This is a genomic window from Aquimarina sp. AD1 (genome assembly GCF_003443695.1).
In the GTDB taxonomy this organism is placed as follows: domain Bacteria; phylum Bacteroidota; class Bacteroidia; order Flavobacteriales; family Flavobacteriaceae; genus Aquimarina; species Aquimarina latercula.
In genome coordinates, this window is sequence record NZ_CP031966.1 from 831,586 (window position 1) to 850,339 (window position 18,754).

The 18,754-nt window shown below is 32.5% G+C and carries 16 protein-coding genes; 5 read left to right on the plus strand and 11 right to left on the minus strand.

Going from position 1 to position 18,754, the window contains the following annotated elements:
• Nucleotides 1-29: 29 nt before the first annotated feature.
• Both D1815_RS03820 and D1815_RS03825 read left to right on the plus strand, forming a co-directional pair.
• Entirely contained in the window at nt 30-1,337 is a 1,308-nt protein-coding gene (locus tag D1815_RS03820) for an alginate export family protein (protein ID WP_118385973.1), read from the plus strand.
• Between the two features lie 192 nt (nt 1,338-1,529).
• Nucleotides 1,530-1,880 (plus strand): hypothetical protein, encoded by a 351-nt coding sequence (locus D1815_RS03825; protein WP_035084241.1) that lies wholly within the window; start codon nt 1,530-1,532, stop codon nt 1,878-1,880.
• An 18-nt stretch (nt 1,881-1,898) separates the two neighbouring features.
• Here the strand turns inward: D1815_RS03825 and D1815_RS03830 are convergent, their stop codons facing one another.
• From D1815_RS03830 to D1815_RS03840, 3 genes are read right to left on the minus strand one after another with little or no spacing between them, the layout of a single operon-like run.
• The gene (locus D1815_RS03830) at nt 1,899-2,228 is read right to left on the minus strand and encodes a membrane protein (protein WP_027391749.1); all 330 of its coding nucleotides are present in this window, start codon (nt 2,226-2,228) and stop codon (nt 1,899-1,901) included.
• Nucleotides 2,229-2,240: 12 nt separating this feature from the next.
• Entirely contained in the window at nt 2,241-3,494 is a 1,254-nt protein-coding gene (locus tag D1815_RS03835) for a dihydroorotase family protein (RefSeq protein WP_027391748.1), read from the minus strand.
• On the minus strand, nt 3,491-5,416 hold the full coding sequence (locus D1815_RS03840) for a BatA and WFA domain-containing protein (RefSeq protein WP_118385974.1): 1,926 nt from the start codon (nt 5,414-5,416) through the stop codon (nt 3,491-3,493). Before D1815_RS03840 ends, D1815_RS03835 begins: the two co-directional genes overlap by 4 nt.
• Before the next feature lie 237 nt (nt 5,417-5,653).
• Between D1815_RS03840 and D1815_RS03845 the strand changes: the two genes are divergently transcribed.
• Entirely contained in the window at nt 5,654-6,889 is a 1,236-nt protein-coding gene (locus tag D1815_RS03845; RefSeq protein ID WP_118385975.1) for a DEAD/DEAH box helicase, read from the plus strand.
• A 53-nt stretch (nt 6,890-6,942) separates the two neighbouring features.
• Here the strand turns inward: D1815_RS03845 and D1815_RS03850 are convergent, their stop codons facing one another.
• Nucleotides 6,943-7,452, minus strand: coding sequence for a porin family protein (locus D1815_RS03850; protein ID WP_027391745.1), 510 nt, complete (start codon nt 7,450-7,452; stop codon nt 6,943-6,945).
• A 182-nt stretch (nt 7,453-7,634) separates the two neighbouring features.
• Entirely contained in the window at nt 7,635-8,369 is a 735-nt protein-coding gene (locus D1815_RS03855) for a YqjF family protein (RefSeq protein WP_118385976.1), read from the minus strand.
• 54 nt (nt 8,370-8,423) lie between these two features.
• Here D1815_RS03855 and D1815_RS03860 point away from each other — a divergent pair, with 54 nt between their 5' ends.
• On the plus strand, nt 8,424-9,152 hold the full coding sequence (locus tag D1815_RS03860) for an NYN domain-containing protein (RefSeq protein ID WP_027391743.1): 729 nt from the start codon (nt 8,424-8,426) through the stop codon (nt 9,150-9,152).
• Nucleotides 9,153-9,205: 53 nt separating this feature from the next.
• Complete coding sequence (locus D1815_RS03865) at nt 9,206-10,762, plus strand: NAD(P)/FAD-dependent oxidoreductase (RefSeq protein WP_233557492.1); 1,557 nt, start codon at nt 9,206-9,208, stop codon at nt 10,760-10,762.
• A 7-nt stretch (nt 10,763-10,769) separates the two neighbouring features.
• Here D1815_RS03865 and D1815_RS03870 read toward each other — a convergent pair whose 3' ends face one another.
• The 6 genes from D1815_RS03870 to D1815_RS03895 all read right to left on the minus strand — a co-directional run bounded on the left by D1815_RS03870 (nt 10,770) and on the right by D1815_RS03895 (nt 18,726).
• Complete coding sequence (locus D1815_RS03870; protein ID WP_027391741.1) at nt 10,770-11,969, minus strand: ATP-binding protein; 1,200 nt, start codon at nt 11,967-11,969, stop codon at nt 10,770-10,772.
• Nucleotides 11,970-12,191: 222 nt separating this feature from the next.
• Entirely contained in the window at nt 12,192-13,652 is a 1,461-nt protein-coding gene (locus D1815_RS03875; RefSeq protein ID WP_118385977.1) for a phosphatase, read from the minus strand.
• A gap of 148 nt (nt 13,653-13,800) precedes the next feature.
• Entirely contained in the window at nt 13,801-15,573 is a 1,773-nt protein-coding gene (locus tag D1815_RS03880; RefSeq protein WP_233557494.1) for a cytochrome-c peroxidase, read from the minus strand.
• Nucleotides 15,574-15,639: 66 nt separating this feature from the next.
• Nucleotides 15,640-17,100 carry an alkaline phosphatase PhoX gene (locus D1815_RS03885; protein WP_118385979.1) on the minus strand — a complete coding sequence of 487 codons (1,461 nt, stop codon included), beginning with the start codon at nt 17,098-17,100 and terminating at the stop codon, nt 15,640-15,642.
• Nucleotides 17,101-17,240: 140 nt separating this feature from the next.
• Nucleotides 17,241-18,014, minus strand: coding sequence for a TIGR02757 family protein (locus D1815_RS03890; RefSeq protein ID WP_118385980.1), 774 nt, complete (start codon nt 18,012-18,014; stop codon nt 17,241-17,243).
• Nucleotides 18,015-18,057: 43 nt separating this feature from the next.
• Complete coding sequence (locus D1815_RS03895) at nt 18,058-18,726, minus strand: ABC transporter ATP-binding protein (RefSeq protein ID WP_027391736.1); 669 nt, start codon at nt 18,724-18,726, stop codon at nt 18,058-18,060.
• Between the last annotated feature and the right edge of the window lie 28 nt (nt 18,727-18,754).

Sequence of the window (18,754 nt, forward strand, 5' to 3'; positions counted from 1 at the left end):
TTTTATTTAATTTTTTAAAACCAATTCATATGAAAAAAAGACTACAATTATTAATGTGTGTTTTATTGCTAATAGGTAGTATAAAGGCCCAAGAACTTAGTATTGATGCAGACATAAGACCCAGAGCAGAATATTTACGTGGTTTCGGGAATCTTGTTCCATCAGGAGTAGATGCTGCTATATTTGTACAACAACGTTCTCGATTAAAATTTGGATATACTGCAGACAAGTTTTCTACATATCTTAGTGTACAGGATGTTAGTGTTTGGGGAGATACACCCCAGATAGCTGCTGCTGACAACAACAATAGTTTTTCCTTAGCTCAGGCTTGGATTAATTTTAAGTTTGGTAGTGGATGGTCGACAAAAATAGGTCGACAAGCACTGTCTTATGATGATCAGAGAATACTTGGTGGATTGGATTGGGCAATGCAAGGAAGGTTTCATGATGCAGCTTTGATTAAATATAAAAATGAAAGTGGCCTAAAACTAGATTTTGGTTTTTCTTTTAATCAAAATGGAGTAAGTAGAATAAACACCTTATTTGATCCTAATAATGATGGTAATGTAAGAGCTGTATTTGATTACAAAGGAATGGCTTATGCTTGGTTACATAAAGACTGGGCTAAATTTTCTGGGAGTTTTCTTTTTGTAAATAATTCTTATCAGAATTTGGATACCGATGGTCAAACTCCAATTGATGGAACTGTAAATAGACAAACCTTTGGTACACATTTAGTCGCTAAACCTGCTAAAGGGTTAAAAATAGCTTTAAACTTATATGCACAAACCGGTAAATTTACAGAAACAGTTGATTTATCGGCATATAACGCCGGTCTAGAGGTTACCTATAAACCAGGGAAAACTTTATTCGGAATAGGTGGAGAACTGCTTAGTGGTGATGATAATGGAGGAACAGATGGAGAGATCACTTCTTTCTTCCCAATCTTTGGAACGAATCATAAATTTAATGGATATATGGATTACTTTTATGTAGGGAATCATGCTAATAGTGTAGGACTACAAGATATCTATGCTAAAGCTGTGATCAAAACTGGTAAAAGCAGTAGTTTATTAGCAAAACTTCACTATTTCTCTGCTGCAGAAGATATAGCAGGAACTGATGATACATACTTAGGTACAGAACTAGATTTAGTTTTTACTCAAAAAATACTACCATATGCTACCTTAAAAATAGGATACTCTCAGATGTTCGCGGGAGATAGTATGGAAATCCTAAAAGGAGTTGCTGATCCTAGCGGATTACAAAACTGGGGATGGGCAATGCTAGTTGTAAAACCAAACTTCCTAAAATGGAGTCCAAAACCAAAACAATAGCATATAATAACAATACCATAATTCAAAACCTGCGAAATCAGTTTCGCAGGTTTTTTTATATATTATTTTGAAATTCTTAATTTACAATACTGATAATTACGTAATTCTTATTACTTAAATACGTGTTAATACTTAATTTCGATAATTATTAGTGGAATATTCCCTAAATTTAAGCTCCTTAAAATAAATTTAATGATGAAAAAAGTAATCTATTTTAGTCTGTTTTTCTGTTTCCATATTGGTGTTTCCCAGACAGATGTTGATTATGAAAGTACAATGAAGACTATAATTAGTTCGTATAACGCTAATGATGCTCAGAAAATCTTTGATCAATTTTCTGCGGACTTACAGACTACATTTACTTTAGATAAAGTAAAGGAGTTTGTCGCCAAAAATATGGATAGTCAAGGTAAATTTTCAGAATTTGATTTAATGGATCAAGATGAAGGTTATAGGTATCTAGTACAATCAGATAGTGATTCTGTAATACTAGTTATCGCGCTTTCTCCTGATTTGAAACTCACTAAATTTCTTATGGAATAAATAATTATATAGTGTTATTTATTTCACGAATGTAAACCATTCTTGAAAATAGGGTCCTACAATTGGAACAGTTTTTTGTTCTTCTCTAATGGCGGTTATTAAACCAAAAACCCAAAGTACGAAGATAAAAATGTAAAAGGAAGAGGAAATTATCCAAGAATCGAACATACTTACTAATGCTCCTAACAGATAAAAACCTATATTAATTCCTAAAGCTTGTCTGATATGAAAAGTAGCAAATTTGTTTTTGTTATCTTGATTCATAAAGAGCGCTATAATAGTACCTATAATAGTTATATATGCTATTATAGCTGCAGTTTTACCTTGTTTTTCGTAATCTGATTGCATGAGAATAGGTGTTTATTTTAGTACTATTTGTCCGTTAGAAATAATTCCATACGTATTACCTTTCGTAGCTTTTTCTAAAAATGCACTATTTTTAGAAGTAGATCCTATGTGTTCTTCTTTAAATATGGAACTTCCTTTTGAGGTAAATAATGATAAGTTAGCTTTATTTCCCTTATCTATGGAATCCGTTTCAATTCCAAATATGGATTTTCCTTTGGTAAGTAGTGATATAGTATGATTAATATCTAGTATATTATTTAGGATTCCGAAAGCACTTTCTAAACCTATTGTTCCATACATAGCGTTATCAAATTCTACTTTTTTATTTTCGACATCTATTGGTTGATGATCACTTGTAACCATATCTATTGTTCCGTCTTTAACTCCTTCAATTAAAGCGTTTACATCTTTTCTTGTTCGTAACGGCGGTAGTATCTTGTAATTTGTGTCAAAACTTGTTAATTCTTCATCAGTAAGAGATAGATGATGAACAGAAACACTACAAGTTACATTTAATTTATTTGATTTTGCTTCTCTAATTAATTGAACTGATTTTGCAGTCGAAATTGTCGGAATATGTAACTTTCCTCCGGTATATTCTAAAAGGAAAAGGTCTCTGCATATCTGTAATTCTTCTGCCAATGCAGGAATACCTTTAAGTCCAAGTAATGTACTTTGTTTTTCTTCGTGTACCATACCTTTTCCAGCAATACTCGTATCCTGAGGAAAAGAAAGTACTAATCCATCAAAATTCTGAGCATATAGAAGAGCAATCTTTAGTAGGTTTGGATTTTTGATAGGTTTTTTATAATCTCCAAAAGCAATGGCTCCAGCTTGTTTCATATCATAAAGCTCTGCCAAGTCAATACCTTCGGATTTTGTTGTAAGAGAACCGATAGGATATAGATCTACGGCGTTTTGTAGAGATTTTCCTTTCAGAAAACCTACAGAAGCACTGGTGTCAATTATGGGAAGCGTGTTTGGGTTTAATCCAATACTAGTAAAACCGCTTTTTGCAGCTACCTCCAGTCCATTAGTTATTGTTTCTCGTTCTTCATACCCAGGTTCGCCAAAACTTACGCTACTATCAAACCATCCTTGAGAAACGTGTAATGTATCTAATTTAATTTCCTCTACATTTTCTGTTATTTCGATTAACGAATCGATATCTTTAATGATTCCATTTTCGATAAGAATATCTACTGTTTGATTATGAAAGGGCGATGATGGATCAAAAATAGTAGCTGCCTTTAATAAGAAATTCATTTGAGATATTTTAATAATAAGATTTCAATTAATAAGAAAATCAAAGCAAAAATAATAAACCATTTCCAAAGTTCGTTAATACTAGTTTCTTCTTTTATTTGCTCGAACAGAGTGGTTACAGAATCGCTTACCTCATATTCTTTGTTTGTAGAGAGGTTATAGTATTGTAAATCACTTTCTAAAGTATTGTAATTATAACCCACATGCTGAATCAATTTTTCTTTGTCCTTAAGAGCATAAATACCGGCTTTAGAAGGTACCTCGTCTGTTGTAATTCGAACTTTGGTAGCAAAACTCTGTTGTAATGGAATACTACTTTCTTCATTTGATTCTAATGATAAAATTCCATCTTGTCCTAACGAAATGGGAACATCATAGGTGTTTACTTGTCCTATGTTATAAGAAATATCAGAAAGTTTTAGACTTTGTTTTCCAATGTTGTATAAAGTGGGAACAATTAATGGAGAGTTCTTAAAATTAGAGTTCTCATTATTAATAGGCGCAGTAAATACGTACATGGATTTTGTTACATATAAAAAGGGACTACTATCCTCAAAAGATAAGATTGTATTATTTGCAGTAGTCTGATAGTAAGAATTTACCTTTGGGTACTGAAAATTGGTTATTCTTTTATCAAAAACCCCTTTGTATAAGGGATGAGAAAAATTGATTCCTGTAATTTTCTTTTCTTGAATACTTTTTGCTATTAAACTTTCCGAAGAAAAACTATTTATAAACCGTTGGTATGATGCAAGATTTCCATCCGCTGCTGGAATAAAACAAATAGTACCTCCCAGATCTTTAAAAGACTTAAGAGCATTAATTAGTGAAACAGGAATTTGCTTAATCTCGTTGATTAATACAAGATTGGCATTACCAATATCATTATAGTTTAACTCATCTATTTTGGCGCTAATTAATAAAAACTCATCGGATGTATAAATGTTTTTTATAAAATTATCACTAGTTTCATTAATAGCTACCACTTTTATTTTTTCGGGAGTATTAATGGTAAAATATCGATAATTGTCAAAGTTTAATGAAGGATCTTCTATAACAATACGGCCGTTAATTTTAGTATTCTCATCAACTCTAAATTCTGTAGAGGTTTTACTGTTTTTAGGAATAGAAGCTGTTGTTTTCGCAACTAGTTTTTCTCCATTATAAAAAGCAACAGAAATATTATCAGCACGTGCATCAGTATTACTTAATAAAACATTTAGAACCATTTCATTATTTTCATCTCTACTTAGAGAAAGACTATCAATAGCGATATTCTGGCGAGTTACAGGTGTTAATTTTATAAGATTTGTTTTGGTTTCTACGTCAGTAGGTATGTCAAAAACTTCCTCTTTTTGTTGAAAATCTGAAACCATAATGATACGCTTTATAGTTTCAGGAGAATTACCTAAAAGCTGTTTTCCCTTTAAGTATGCAGCACTATATGCTATTTGATTCGAAGTATATTCTAGTTGTAGTAAGTCATTTCGGATATCCTTTTTGGTAACCTCTTTAAAAGTTTCTGTATTTGTAAATATGGAAACAACTTCATCTTCTGGTAAAGAGCTAAGCAATTCCTGAATCGCTCTCTGCAGCAATGGGCCTTTAGAACCTTTGGCTTGCATACTAAAAGAATTGTCTAGATAAATAACAGTTTCACTTTTTTTTCCAACGATTTCTTCTGAAGCTAAAAATGGTTGAGCAAAAGCAATAATAAGTGCTGCAAATGCTAATAACCTAGCTAATAGGGTTAACCATTTTTTAATTTGTGAACTCTTACGAGTCTGAATGGTAACCGCTTTTAGAAATTGTACATTAGTAAAAGGTACTTTTTGAAAACGTCTTAATTGAAATAAATGAACAATAATAGGAATAAGAAGGGCAAATAAAGCATAAAGAAATTCTGGGTGTTTAAATTGCATTCTTGATTATTGTTTGTCAAATATACTATAAGATTTGTTACGGATGGTTTATGATTAACTAATTTTTAGCGCAAGATTTCACTAATTTAGATACTGTTTTTGGAAATATACTGCATTTTAGGGATTTACAAAATATGAAAACCCGAAGTGAAATAATATACTAAAATTAAACGTACCTTTGCGGCTATATTCAGAAATGGCATTATGTAGTAGATTGTTGTTTCTTAAACAATTTATATGTCATTTGAATCATTAGGATTATCCGATGCTTTATTAAAAGCAATCGAGAAAAAAGGGTATACAATACCTTCACCAATTCAAGAAAAAGCAATACCACCAATTTTAGAAGGAAAAGATGTTTTAGCATCTGCTCAGACTGGGACAGGAAAAACGGCTGGTTTTACATTACCAATCCTTCAATTATTAGCTCAGGATAAACCATTTAGAAAAAGACCAATTCGTACACTTATATTAACTCCCACAAGGGAATTAGCGGCACAAATATTAGATAATGTAAGAGCCTATAGTACGTATATGGATCTTAGATCTATGGTAGTCTTTGGAGGTGTAAATGCTAATCCTCAGATAAAGGCGTTAAGAAACGGAGTGGATGTTTTGGTTGCTACTCCAGGTCGTTTATTGGACCTACATGAACGAAGAGCTTTATCTCTTTCTAAAGTTGAGATTTTAGTTTTGGACGAAGCAGATCGAATGCTGGATATGGGGTTTCAGAGAGATATCAATAAAATACTAGCATTATTACCCAAGAAAAGACAAAACTTATTGTTTTCTGCAACATTCTCCAAAGAAATAAAAAAACTAGCTAATGGGATTTTACATCACCCTGTTTCTGTAGAAGCTGCACCAGAAAATTCTACCGCCGAGATGGTAGATCAAAAAATATATAAGGTAGACAAAGCAAAAAAGAGTACCGTAGTTATTAAATTGATTTCTGATGGTAATTGGAAACAAGTACTCATCTTTACAAGAACAAAACACGGAGCGAATCGATTGAGTGAGAAGTTGTCTAAAAATGGAATTACATCTGCAGCAATTCACGGAAATAAGAGTCAGGGAGCAAGAACTAAAGCATTAAGTGGGTTTAAACAAAATAAAATTAGAGTATTGGTGGCTACTGATATTGCTGCTCGTGGGTTAGATATTCCTCTTTTGCCACATGTGATTAATTATGAATTACCGAATATAGCTGAGGATTATGTGCATAGAATTGGTCGTACGGGTAGAGCAGGAGCAAGTGGAGAAGCAATTTCTCTAGTATCGCAAGAAGAAGTAAGTTATGTAAAGGGAATAGAAAAATTACTGGGGTTAACACTAAATAAAGAAGTGATAGAAGGTTTTGAACCTAGTTTTGTTTTTGATTATAATGCTGCGCCACCAAAGAAAAATCAAAATTCTTTTAAACCTAAACGGAATAATAGAAACTATAATAGACGCAGAAAAAATAGATCATAAAAAAAGGCGGAAGTTTAACTTCCGCCTTTTTTTAGGTTTATAGCTGTTTTTTATTAAAAAATATAATATCCTACAGAAAGTTGAAAAGTTCTATTTTGACTACTAACAGCATCATCAACGTCTGTAAGACCATGGTTATATCTTGCCTGTGCAAAGAATTTCCCAAAGGTTACGCCAGCTCCAGCGGCAATACTTACATCAAAGCTTTCAGGTTCTCCCACTTCATAATCATCATTTACAACAACACCAAACTGAGGTCCCGCCTCGAAACTAACAAACTTTAAGAATTTGTATTTTACTAAAATTGGTACATTGATATAATCAACTTTTAAATCATCAGTACCTTGAGCAGAATATAAAACTTCTGGCTGAATAGCAAAATTACCAGGTAAACCGATAGTTGCTACCGCTCCTAAATGAAAACCAGTTCTGGCATCAGTGTCAAATCGAGAATCTATATTAGCGAAATTCACACCTCCTTTAACACCAAATTTTAAGCTTTGGGCATTTGAAACTGTGGTAAAACCGATAAGCGCAATGGCTAAAAAAAATAGTTTTTTCATGGGTATATTGATTGTTTGTTTAAATCAAATATAGAAACTTAAATATTAATAAAAGTTAAAGTTTTTTTAATGAGACTAACGGTGTAGAGCTGTTTTTTCTTATCATATTCCTCTTACCTCAATAATATATAGTATCGACGAAGTATTTGTTTTTCTGGGCAAAATACATTTTTCAGATAATTTTATGGATAATTGACCTTTTTCTTTTTATTCATTCCCCAAGCGATTACTCGAACACCTTTAGAATAACTTGTCTTGTGAGGGTTTCCTTTTAATAAATCATTGAAACGAGTATAATTAACCTCTAAATTGTTAATGTCAATATCGTTTATGCACCATTCTGGATGATGTATTTCATATTCGTTGATTGAATTTTTAGTATCCTGGAAAAGAGCATACCTTTCTGTTAGCCAAATATCAAGTTCAGATTTATTGTTTAGTTCTTTACCTACTGTAAATTTAATTTTTAGAGAATCTTTATACTTTTTATTTTTAGATGTATAGTTATTGGAGTCTCTTTTGATTTTTGAATATCGATAAGGAAGTTCCGAGATGGCTTTAGCAATACTGCAAGAAATTATTTTCCCTCCTTCAATGCTTAAGAAATAAACTCCGGTCTTTTTTCCAGATTTTATGTAAGTGCGAATGTTGATTTCATCAAAATTAGAAATAGGAGTAAAGTAGGGAAGAAATTTAGGTCTGATTTTTTCCATAGAAAATGCAACTAATGATACCCATGGTTCTCCATTGTATAAATCTATCTCCAATTCTTTAGGAACAAGTTTTCTTAATTCGTCATAGTCAACTTTCCAATGTAAGAATATTGCTCTATTCCATTCTTGATAAAATCTCCAATTATCAGACGGCAGTTCCCAAGGTCTATGTTGTGTGTTTTTTAGTATTTCTTTAATGCACATTAGATTACTATTGAATTCTTTTTTTAGCTATTGTATTTGTGTACCTTTAAAACCATGATGAAAGATACAAAATTGGCGGTCCTAATCGATGGGGATAATATACCTGCCAAGTATATAAAAGAAATGATGGAGGAGATTACCAAGTATGGAACTCCTACTATTAAACGTATTTATGGTGATTGGACAAAACCATACCTAGCAAAATGGAAAAATATTTTGTTAGAAAATGCAATAAATCCGATACAGCAATATAGTTATACAACAGGAAAGAATGCCACAGATTCTGCCATGATTATAGATGCAATGGATATTTTATATTCAGAAAAAGTGAATGGTTTTTGTTTGGTGTCTTCGGATAGTGATTTTACTAAATTAGCAATGAGACTGCGAGAAGCCGGTGTTGTTGTGTATGGAATTGGAGAAAAGAAAACTCCGGATCCTTTTATAGTAGCTTGTGATAAGTTTATTTATTTAGAAATTTTGAAAAAAGATACTGAGAAAAAAGATGGTAAAGAAAAATCTGATAAATCTAATCTAGATAAAATCACTTCAAAAACTATTAGATTATTGAGGAATTCAGTAGAAGACGCTGCAAGTGAAGATGGATGGGCATTTTTGGGAGACGTAGGTTCATTAATTCTAAAGAAACAGCCTAATTTTGATTCTAGAAATTTTGGGTTTGCAAAACTGACTCCTTTGTTTAATTCGCTTAAGCAATTTGAAATAGATGAACGCGAGCATACTAGCGGAAAGTTTAAACTGATTTATGTTCGTAACAAATAGAGTTGTTTATAGGTAACATTGTATCTTCGCGAAAATTTTAGAATATATATCCTTTGCAATACGAATTTAGCATACAAGTATCACCAGAAATAGCTGCAGATCCAGACCGTTTAAAGATCATGGTGTCTAGAAAGAATGGAATTTCTATTGATGAGATTAGACACATACAAGTTTTAAAACGTTCTATTGATGCGCGTCAAAAGGCGATCAAAGTAAATTTGAAAATAAAAGTATTTGTACAAGAGGATTTTGAGGAAATACCAATTGAACTACCCGATTATCCGGATGTCTCTAACGCTAGTGAGGTAGTAATTATTGGTGCAGGTCCTGCAGGTTTATTTGCGGCATTACGATGTGTTGAACTTGGTTATAAGCCGATTGTATTAGAAAGAGGAAAAGATGTTCGCGAAAGAAGAAGAGATCTCAAAGCTATAAATAGAGATCATATTGTTAATCAAGATTCTAATTACTGTTTCGGAGAAGGAGGAGCAGGAACTTATAGTGATGGTAAATTATATACACGTTCTAAAAAAAGGGGAGATGTAAATCGAATTCTTCAGTTATTAGTAGGTTTTGGAGCTACAGATCAAATTTTGGTAGAAGCACACCCTCATATTGGAACTAATAAATTACCTGCAATTATTGCGGCCATTAGACAAAAAATAAGAGAAAATGGGGGCGAAGTACATTTTGAGACTAGGGTAACCGATCTTGATATTAAAAATAATGAAATTGATTCTGTAATTCTACAAAATGGAGACCTCATAAAAACGAATAAAGTTATTTTAGCTACTGGACATTCTGCTAGAGATATTTTTGAATTATTGTACAAGAAAGAAATTGAAATAGAGGCAAAACCTTTTGCTTTAGGAGTTAGAGTAGAACATTCTCAGCAATTAATTGATCAGATACAATATAAATGTGAGGTTAGAGGACCTTATCTTCCTCCATCACCATATAGCATAGTAAAACAGGTTGATGGTAGAGGAATGTATTCTTTTTGTATGTGTCCAGGAGGAGTTATTGCTCCATGTGCAACAAGCCCAGGAGAAGTAGTTACCAATGGATGGTCACCTTCCAAAAGAGATCAACCAACTTCTAATAGTGGTATTGTTGTGGAGCTTCGTTTAGAAGATTTTAAAGATTTTTCGAAGTATGGACCGTTATCAGGAATGTATTTTCAAAAAAGTATTGAGCAACGCTCTTGGCATTTAGCTGGAGAGACTCAAAGAGTTCCTGCACAGAGGTTAGTGGATTTGACCAATAGAAAAGTATCTGTAGATTTACCAGAAACTTCCTATAAACCTGGTTTAAGTTCGATAGATATGGGAGAGGTTTTTCCAAAATTCATTCATAAAACACTACAAGAAGGATTTAAGGCATTTGATAAAAGCATGCGAGGGTACCTGACAAATGAAGCAGTTGTTCACGCTCCAGAATCAAGAACATCTTCGCCGGTACGAGTTCCTAGAGATAGAAAAACATTGGAACACACACAAATAAAAGGGTTGTACCCTTGTGGAGAAGGTGCTGGTTACGCTGGAGGAATTATTTCTGCAGCTATTGATGGAGAAAAATGTGCCGAAGCTTGTATAGCAACAATAAAATAAAATCTATTTATTTCTTTATAGAAAAGTCAAAAGAGGTACATACTCCAAGTGTAGATTTTACCTTAATACAACCACCAAGAGTTACTACTAGTTTTTTTACTGTTGATAAACCTATTCCATTTCCTTTGTTTCCGCTTCTATCGGTTCCATTTGCGGTAGTAAATAATTCGAAAATCGAGTCAATTTTATCCTCAGGAATTCCCATTCCATTGTCAGTAACTTTAAAATAATAGAAAACTTTATCTTCAGAATGTTCAATATCAATGATAATATGTTCTTTGTCATTATACTTGATACTATTTCCGATTAGATTAAAAAATATTTGCTTTAAAGCAGATTTGTTAGATTTTAATGAAGGATTAGGTTCTGGGAAATTAATAGTACAATCTGGTTTAATACTTAATAATTCTGCTATTTCTTTTAAGAGATGATTTAGCTTAAATGATTCAGGTTTGTTTTGAACGAGGCTATCACTTTCATAATGATCCAATACATCATTAATGTAATCACTCATAGAAAATGATGATTGTTTTATATATTCGAAATACTCTGAAGTTTCTTTATCCAGATCGTTTGCTAATTTTAATTTTAAAAGATCAGAGGTAGTAATTACATTAGCCAAGGGCATTTTTAAATCATGAGATATCACTCTGGCAAACTCTTTTAATGACTCGTTACGTTTTCTAAGTTTATCTTCTATTTTTTCTAAGTCTTTATTCTTTTTATTCAATTCAAAAAGAATAACTACTTGATGCGCTAATGATTTTAGAGCCTCTAGTTGTTTGTCACTAAGTTTCTTTGGTTGGCTATCGATAACACAAAGTGTTCCTAGTGCGAATCCATTCTTGTCAATAAGAGGAATACTAGCATAAAATATTACAGTACCATCTAGTGTAAGTGGGTTATCATGAAATCTGTCGTCTGTCCTAGCATCATGTATGATTAAAGGAGTATCTGGGTCTAAAATGGCATGTGCACAAAAAGACTGATTTCTGGGAATTTCTTTTGAAGAAAAGCCATAGGAAGATTTAAACCATTCTCTATCATCATCCACTAATGATATAAGAGCAGCTTCTGTATCGCAGAGATATGCAGCAAGCGCAGTTATTTCATCAAACTCATTTTCAGGCTCTGTATCTAATATGCCTAAAGATTTTAAAGCTTCAATTCTAAAATCTTCGTTAATGGGGAGTTCAGGAATAATCATCTTCATCAAGAATTGCCTGGTGTGAAACAATTCTTAATAAAATTAACAAAAAAATATTAAAAATTATGATTTCCTGCGTTGTATTCGATTAAATGTTAGTAAAGATTTAATATTTCTACAACATTTAATTTAGAATCTACATTTAATACGATGAATTTATAGAGAGTTTATTTATCTATTTTAATAAGAAAATGATTCGTTTATATAGAGTAATTAGAAAAACTATCTTTCTAAACCTTTTATTACATATAACATACTACCTTCTTTTCTACTATTAGCAACATCTGGGTTGGCAGTAGGGTCTGTAAATGGAACTCCATCAGCTCTTTCCCAACCATGGTTCTGAGTAATTAACAAGAAAGTATTGTTAACACCTATGGTTTCCGAAATATCTATCATACCAGTAATTTCCCATGTTCTGTCTATTGTTCCATATCCTTGGGCCGCAGCGCCAACTTGATCACATTCCAAAACAGTTTTTAGTGCACCAGTATTTAGATCATACTGATATAGTCTCGCAAAATGATCAGCAGCAGGTTTAAAGTCCTGAATACCATTAGGATCTTCCTGGATATAGGCATAATTTTCTGTTACTAAAATATTATCAGGACTATGAAAAGCTTCAGCAACACCGCCAATTTTATCTCCGTCTAAAACACATGTAATTTTACCAGCCCCAGCAGGATCTATATCATTTAGTTCTACCTTGTAAATTCTTCCAGAACGGGTTCCTTTTCCGATAAGATCAGGTCTGTCTCTTCCAGTTACAGTAAGATAAACTTCTCTGTTGTTATCTGGAGTACCACGTCTCCAATCGATATCTTCCAATCTAGAGAATCCTAATACTCCTTTAGATTTAGCTTCGGCATCTAATAAGTCAATATTTTTTTCAGTAAGCTCTACAAATTCCATATCATAAGCAACACCTTCTTCCATATCCATTTCATAAGTAACACCAGGAGAAGTTACTTTTAATCCATATAGTTTACCACTTTGTAAATCTCCTTTTCTACCAACGTACATTCCTAATTGGCCAGATGGTATTTCGTTATCACTATCATCATCTCCTATAAAAACAACAGTTTTGTTAGAATATGCTCTTTGTCCAATAGCAACTGCGTTTTCTGTAGACCATTGCCCCATAGCTGTTAGCATATTAGGAACAGAAGCAGCATTTGGATCTCTAAAAGGATCTGTAGCAAATACACCTTTAGAATTTCCTCCCCATTCTCCTCCTGAAAGGTATAAAGGACCAAATCCGTGCTCTAACCTTGTAATCATAGATCCAGAGCATTGCGCAGTATTTGCAGTGGCAACTGCATTAAGAATATGTTCTCCTTTAACTGGTTTAAAAGTTGGATCAAGTGTTATTCTTGCAACAGAGTAATCTGCTTCAATATTATTAATAAGCGTAAATGTTTTATCGAAATTTCTTAATAAACCAGCTCCGTCAGCCATAGATCCGTAGGTAAAATCTGGAACGTATGTATCCTCAGAAGAAAGAATATTATATATTTCGACATCCTCAAACTCAGGAGTAGTTTTAAGAAGTACAGGTGAAATCGAATGATTTTCGAATTCAATTCTGTCTCCAACAGGATTTCCACTGAAATCATCTAAATTACAGGATGTTACTAATAATGATGCTATTGATACAATAGCTAAGCCTAAATGTTTTTTCATGATGGTGTGATTTTGTTTTTCATAAATTTATGACACAAAAAGATCAGACATTTTATAGGTATGTTTTATCATTATTAAAATATCATTACCCTAATGTTTAGAATGTAAATAGAGTGTTATTTTTTAGATTTATTCTAAACAACGTTTTCTAATACTCTGATTCCGAAATATTATCATTTAGGCTTTTCATGAATGCTATAATATCATCAATTTCTTGATTAGTAAGATTTAAGGGGTCTGGAGGTAATGTCTGGTATTCTTGCTCTATACCAATTCCTGCGCCACCACCACGATTATAAAAATCCATAACCTCTTCTAAAGTAGTATATACGCCATTATGCATATACGGTCCTGTTAAAGCTGCATTTCTGACTGTAGATGTTTTGAAAAAATGCTTTCGCTCTGGAGTTTTATAAATCGCATATCTACCTAAATCTTCACTTATCGTAGCATTAATCGTATCATTATGCTTAGGAACTCCTATAAGTTCCATCTCTGATTCTTTATAATCAGGCGGAACCGTTCCATTAAATAAAGGGGCAAAATGGCAAGTTGCACACTTGGCTTTACCATTAAAAAGGTTGTACCCATTAATTTCACTTGTTGATAAGGTGTTTTCCAAACCATTGATATTTCTATCAAATTTAGAATTAAAAGGAATCAAAGTACGAATGTAATTGGCTATTGCATTCCTGATATCGTTATTATTAATTTCCCGATTAGGATATACCTTAGCAAATTGTTCTACATATTCTTTATTACTAATAACAGCTTTTTCTAACGTTTTTAAATCAGAATGAAATTCATTGGCATTTTCTACAACACTGATAATTTGTCCTTCTAATCCGCCAGCTCTTTTGTCATAGAAAAAATCTTGCTGTAATGCCGCATACAGTAGCGTAGGGCTATTACGAGTAACACCTTTTGATATCTTTAATCCATCTGTAAAAGCTTTTTCTTGTTGATGACAAGTAGCACAACTGACTTTTTTATCAGTAGAAAGGTTGGTGTCATAGAACAATTTTTTACCTAAAGATACCATATCTTGAGTTATCGCTTTTTGATTTCTATCTGCAAAATAGGTTACATTAAAAGTATCTGAAGAGAAAAGAGAGGTTGCATCATTTTTAATAGCTAGTTCAAAAGGAAACTCGACTTTCCAATCAGAAACTGTTTGATTCCAAAGAGTTAACTGTTTATGGGTTCTGTTTTTGATAAAATGATAGCGATCAAATTCATTAAAATCACCTTGTAGAGAATCCATAGTGACTTGTATTTCTTCTTTCCACGCCTTAAATAGATTAGGGTCTTTAAATTCATCTTTAAACATATATAAATAAGTGTGTAAGCTTTGATACACAATTTTAGAATCTTCTAATGAATTTTCTAAAACAGGAGAATCAAAACCAGTAATACCCGTAAGTGCTATTCGGGCAATTGCTTTTCTAAATAGCCATAGAAAGTGATACTGTTTTATGTGATCAAATCCTGTGTTTTTTTGAATAAGTTTTAATCTACTAGCGATTAAATTTACATGTTTTATGATCGTTGTAGTATCTTTTTTATCTACAAAGATTTCTTCTTCCAAGACTTGATACCCACTAGGAGACTTTATTTTAATATCTGTAAAATCTTCTTCTTCAACCTTTAAAATATTTGGTTGGTTGAGAAAACCATAGTTTTCAATATCTAATGTAGATAATACAGGTTCTAACTTTTTAAAGTATTTTCTAGATTCTTTAAAATTCTTTTCAATCTTATTAGGATCCTGTTTTATACTATCTAAATGAGCAATTGCTAAAGAAATATCTTTATTAAATTGCTTTTGCATTTTGGTATTGAATGAGATCGGTGCAGTTTCTTCTTTTTTTTCCTCTTTTGCGCAAGAAAAAAGAATAAAAAAAGCAAAGAGGCCCGTCATAAGACAAGCCCCTTTTTTGATTATATTTATTAGCAATAATTGCATAAGATTCATATGATTTATGAATTATCTTTTTAATCCTTTAATGATATATAGCATACTTCCTTCTTTTCTACTATCAGCAACATTAGGATTAGCATTAGGGTCTGTAAACGCAGTACCATCAGCTTTTTCCCAACCATGATTTTGAGTAATTAAAATAAAGGTTTCTTCAACTCCAATAACATCAGAGATATCTATCATTCCTGTAATTTCCCAACTTCTGTCTATAGCTCCATATCCTTGAGCTGCAGCAGCTACTTGATCACATTCTAAAACAGCTTGTAACGCACCAGAATTAAGATTGTATTGATATAATCTTGCATAATGAGCAGCTGCAGGTTTAAAATCTTGGATACCATTTGGATCTTCCTGAATGTAAGCATAGTTTTCTGTAACTAGTATGTTATCAGGACTGTGAAAAGCTTCTGCTTTACCACCTTCTTTATCACCGTCTAATACACAAGTTATTTTTCCAGCACCTGTTGGATCATTTTCGTTTAATACTACTTTGTATATTCTTCCAGAACGAGTTCCTTTTCCGATAAGATCTGGCTTATCTCTTCCAGTTACAGCAAGATAAACTTCTCTATTATTAGCCCCAGAACCTCTTCTCCAGTCGATATCCTCTAATCTAGAGAATCCCATAACTCCTTTAGATTTAGCTTCTGCATCTAATAGATCAATATCTTTTTCTGTTAATTCTACGAACTCCATATCGTATGCTGTACCTTCTTCCATATCCATTTCATATGTAATTCCAGCAGAAGTTACTTTTAATCCATATAATTTTCCACCATTTAGATCACCAGCGTTTCCAACATACATACCTAATTGACCAGAAGGTACTTCGTCATTACTATTATCATCTCCGATAAATACTACAGTTTTATCTGGGTATGCATCTTTTCCAATAGCAACGGCATTTTCTGTAGACCATTGCCCCATAGAAGTTAACATTCTTGGAGTAGAAGCAATAGAAGGATCTCTGTAAGGATCTGTTGCAAAAACTCCCTTAGAGTTTCCTCCCCATTCTCCTCCTGATAAATACATAGGACCAAAACCATGCTCTTCTTGAGTAATCATAGATCCAGAACATTGAGCAGTTTCAGCAGTTGCAACTGCATTAAGTATATGTTCTCCTTTTATTGGTTTGAATGTTTCATCAAGCGTAATACGCGCTATTGCATAATCCGCTTCTATATTGTTTATTAGGGTATAAGTTCCGTCTGTATTACGAAGTAGACCGGCTCCATCCGCCATAGATCCATATGTAAAGTCTGGTATGTAAGTATCTTCAGAAGATAATAAATTGTAAATTTCAATATCTGTAAAACCAGACATTTTCTTTAAAAGAACAGGCGAAACAGATCTACTCTCTAATTCAATAAGATCTCCAATAGGAGGTGTGGATGTATCGTCGTCGTCGTTACAAGAAATTAATAATAAACCGCAAATTAGCGCAAAAAGCTGTAAATAATTTTTCATGACTATGTGAATTTTGTTGCAGCAAATTTACTTTGTCATTCAGTTTAATAGCTTTATGGAAAGGTTTTATGTTTATTAAAGAAACATCAATCTAATGTTTATAATGTAAAGACAGTGTTATTCTTTAGAACCATTCTAAGCTAGAATTTTTCAAAAACGCCTAATCCAAATAGAGCATAATCATATTTTACAGGGTCTAGAGGATCTAATAACCTTAGGTTAACATCCAGTTGGTTTAATGCTTTGGCATCATTTTGGTTTCTACTTAATAGATTTAATTTACGAGCAACATTTCCAGAATGTACATCCAAAGGACAGGATAATTGAGATGGCGACATGTTTTTCCAAATTCCTAGATCTACACCAGGACCAGCATCTCTTATCATCCATCTAAGGAACATATTGATCCTTTTAGCAGCAGAATTTTTATGAGGATCACTAATGTGTTTTTGAGTTCTTGGAAGGTGCGGTAGTGTAAAAAACTCTTTTTTAAAGTGATGTATTGCATTTTGTAAAAAGGCTTCTTCATTATATTGAGAAAAGAAACTTTCTAAGTCACCAAACTTATTGTAAATGTTTTGTAATGCTTTTATAAAATAGGAGAGGTCTTTGCTATTAAAAGTTCTGTGTACAAAACCTTCCAGGTTTTCCAGTGTTGTCTCCGAATGGTTCATAACATAATCATGCGGAGAATTACCTAAAAGAGACATTAATTTATGAGCATTTTTTAAAATACTTTTACGATTTCCCCAAGAAATGGTTGCCGTAAGAAAACCTGCTATTTCTATATCTTCTTTTTGTGTAAATAAATGAGGAATTTGAACTGGATCAGTTTCTATGAATTTCAGCTGCTCATAAAAAGCTGCTTTTTCATCAAGAAATTCTTTGAGTTCAGTTTTATTAAGTTTCTTCACTGGATTTAGTACTGTACGGAAATTCTAAAAAGTGTTCAATGATCTATGACTTGTCTACAATTTTACCATCTACCATAACTAGTTTACGATCTGCCATATTTGCTAACTCTTCATTATGGGTAACGATAACAAAAGTTTGTCCATACTCATCTCTAAGTTTGAAGAATAGTTTATGTAAATTTTCTGCAGATTCACTATCTAAATTACCAGAAGGTTCGTCAGCAAAAATTACTTTAGGATTATTTATTAGCGATCTCGCTACAGCCACTCTTTGCTGTTCTCCTCCGGAAAGCTCATTGGGCTTATGATCAGCTCGATGTTCTAATCCTAAAAAACCAAGTAATTCTTTAGCTCTTTTTTCTGCATCCGCTTTTGGTACTTTTTTAATAAAAGCTGGAATGCATACATTTTCTAAAGCGGTAAATTCGGGTAGCAGTTGATGAAACTGGAAAATAAATCCTAATTGTTCATTTCTGAATTTAGAAAGTTGCTTCTCCGAAAGGAAATTTATGATGTTATTGTTAATTGATAAATCACTTCCTTTTTCTTTTGATGCTCTATCTAAAGTTCCTAAAATTTGTAGCAATGTAGTTTTTCCTGCACCAGAAGCACCTACAATAGAAACAATTTCTCCTTCTTTTATATGTAAATCAACACCTTTTAAGACATGTAAATCGCCATAGTGTTTATGAATATTATTAGCTTTTATCATCAATTATATCTCTAGAGATTGTGAAAGT

Bases quoted from the DNA above. Each gene is read 5' to 3' on its own strand.
- D1815_RS03860 (WP_027391743.1), top strand. From the start codon at position 8,424: ATGATGAAAGATACAAAATTGGCGGTCCTAATCGATGGGGATAATATA.
- D1815_RS03835 (WP_027391748.1), bottom strand. From the start codon at position 3,494: ATGAATTTCTTATTAAAGGCAGCTACTATTTTTGATCCATCATCGCCC.
- D1815_RS03850 (WP_027391745.1), bottom strand. From the start codon at position 7,452: ATGAAAAAACTATTTTTTTTAGCCATTGCGCTTATCGGTTTTACCACA.
- D1815_RS03875 (WP_118385977.1), bottom strand. From the start codon at position 13,652: ATGAAAAAACATTTAGGCTTAGCTATTGTATCAATAGCATCATTATTA.
- D1815_RS03885 (WP_118385979.1), bottom strand. From the start codon at position 17,100: ATGAAAAATTATTTACAGCTTTTTGCGCTAATTTGCGGTTTATTATTA.
- D1815_RS03855 (WP_118385976.1), bottom strand. From the start codon at position 8,369: ATGTGCATTAAAGAAATACTAAAAAACACACAACATAGACCTTGGGAA.
- D1815_RS03830 (WP_027391749.1), bottom strand. From the start codon at position 2,228: ATGCAATCAGATTACGAAAAACAAGGTAAAACTGCAGCTATAATAGCA.
- D1815_RS03895 (WP_027391736.1), bottom strand. From the start codon at position 18,726: ATGATAAAAGCTAATAATATTCATAAACACTATGGCGATTTACATGTC.
- D1815_RS03880 (WP_233557494.1), bottom strand. From the start codon at position 15,573: ATGACGGGCCTCTTTGCTTTTTTTATTCTTTTTTCTTGCGCAAAAGAG.
- D1815_RS03825 (WP_035084241.1), top strand. From the start codon at position 1,530: ATGATGAAAAAAGTAATCTATTTTAGTCTGTTTTTCTGTTTCCATATT.
- D1815_RS03845 (WP_118385975.1), top strand. From the start codon at position 5,654: ATGTCATTTGAATCATTAGGATTATCCGATGCTTTATTAAAAGCAATC.
- D1815_RS03820 (WP_118385973.1), top strand. From the start codon at position 30: ATGAAAAAAAGACTACAATTATTAATGTGTGTTTTATTGCTAATAGGT.
- D1815_RS03870 (WP_027391741.1), bottom strand. From the start codon at position 11,969: ATGATTATTCCTGAACTCCCCATTAACGAAGATTTTAGAATTGAAGCT.
- D1815_RS03840 (WP_118385974.1), bottom strand. From the start codon at position 5,416: ATGCAATTTAAACACCCAGAATTTCTTTATGCTTTATTTGCCCTTCTT.